The sequence below is a fragment of the Kurthia massiliensis genome (genome assembly GCF_000285555.1).
GTDB classification, from domain to species: domain Bacteria; phylum Bacillota; class Bacilli; order Bacillales_A; family Planococcaceae; genus Kurthia; species Kurthia massiliensis.
The window spans coordinates 1-1667 of sequence record NZ_CAEU01000072.1 but is presented as its reverse complement, the minus strand read 5'-3'; the positions used below and the strand labels follow the sequence as shown (position 1 = coordinate 1667).

The 1667-nt window shown below is 51.6% G+C and carries 1 rRNA gene; it reads left to right on the top strand.

Going from position 1 to position 1667, the window contains the following annotated elements:
• The first annotated feature begins 50 nt into the window (after positions 1-50).
• Positions 51-1600, top strand: a 16S ribosomal RNA gene (locus KMHG_RS16840).
• The last annotated feature ends 67 nt before the right edge of the window (positions 1601-1667 follow it).

Here is a 1667-nt window from a genome sequence, read left to right as displayed (position 1 = left end):
TTGTTATCAATTGATAACGCTAGCAAAGCAAATGAGCTTTCAAACTACTTTTTATGGAGAGTTTGATCCTGGCTCAGGACGAACGCTGGCGGCGTGCCTAATACATGCAAGTCGAGCGAATGACGAGAAGCTTGCTTCTCTGATTTAGCGGCGGACGGGTGAGTAACACGTGGGTAACCTGCCCTGTAGACTGGGATAACTTCGGGAAACCGGAGCTAATACCGGATAATTCTTTTAGTCTCATGACTTTAAGCTAAAAGGCGCTTCGGCGTCACTACAGGATGGACCCGCGGTGCATTAGCTAGTTGGTGAGGTAACGGCTCACCAAGGCAACGATGCATAGCCGACCTGAGAGGGTGATCGGCCACATTGGGACTGAGACACGGCCCAAACTCCTACGGGAGGCAGCAGTAGGGAATCTTCCACAATGGACGAAAGTCTGATGGAGCAACGCCGCGTGAGTGATGAAGGTTTTCGGATCGTAAAACTCTGTTGTAAGGGAAGAACAAGTACGTTAGGTAATGAACGTACCTTGACGGTACCTTATCAGAAAGCCACGGCTAACTACGTGCCAGCAGCCGCGGTAATACGTAGGTGGCAAGCGTTGTCCGGATTTATTGGGCGTAAAGCGCGCGCAGGTGGTTTCTTAAGTCTGATGTGAAAGCCCCCGGCTCAACCGGGGAGGGTCATTGGAAACTGGGAGACTTGAGTGCAGAAGAGGATAGTGGAATTCCAAGTGTAGCGGTGAAATGCGTAGAGATTTGGAGGAACACCAGTGGCGAAGGCGACTGTCTGGTCTGTAACTGACACTGAGGCGCGAAAGCGTGGGGAGCAAACAGGATTAGATACCCTGGTAGTCCACGCCGTAAACGATGAGTGCTAAGTGTTAGGGGGTTTCCGCCCCTTAGTGCTGCAGCTAACGCATTAAGCACTCCGCCTGGGGAGTACGACCGCAAGGTTGAAACTCAAAGGAATTGACGGGGGCCCGCACAAGCGGTGGAGCATGTGGTTTAATTCGAAGCAACGCGAAGAACCTTACCAGGTCTTGACATCCCAATGACCGTTCTAGAGATAGAACTTTTCCCTTCGGGGACATTGGTGACAGGTGGTGCATGGTTGTCGTCAGCTCGTGTCGTGAGATGTTGGGTTAAGTCCCGCAACGAGCGCAACCCTTATTCTTAGTTGCCATCATTTAGTTGGGCACTCTAAGGAGACTGCCGGTGACAAACCGGAGGAAGGTGGGGATGACGTCAAATCATCATGCCCCTTATGACCTGGGCTACACACGTGCTACAATGGACGGTACAAAGAGCTGCGAGCCCGCGAGGGTAAGCCAATCTCATAAAACCGTTCTCAGTTCGGATTGTAGTCTGCAACTCGACTACATGAAGCCGGAATCGCTAGTAATCGCGGATCAGCATGCCGCGGTGAATACGTTCCCGGGCCTTGTACACACCGCCCGTCACACCACGAGAGTTTGTAACACCCGAAGTCGGTGGGGTAACCTTTATGGGGCCAGCCGCCTAAGGTGGGATAGATGATTGGGGTGAAGTCGTAACAAGGTAGCCGTATCGGAAGGTGCGGCTGGATCACCTCCTTTCTAAGGAATATAACGGAAAGATGAACTTGGTTCATCTAAGATTACACTTGCTGTTCAGTTTTGAAGG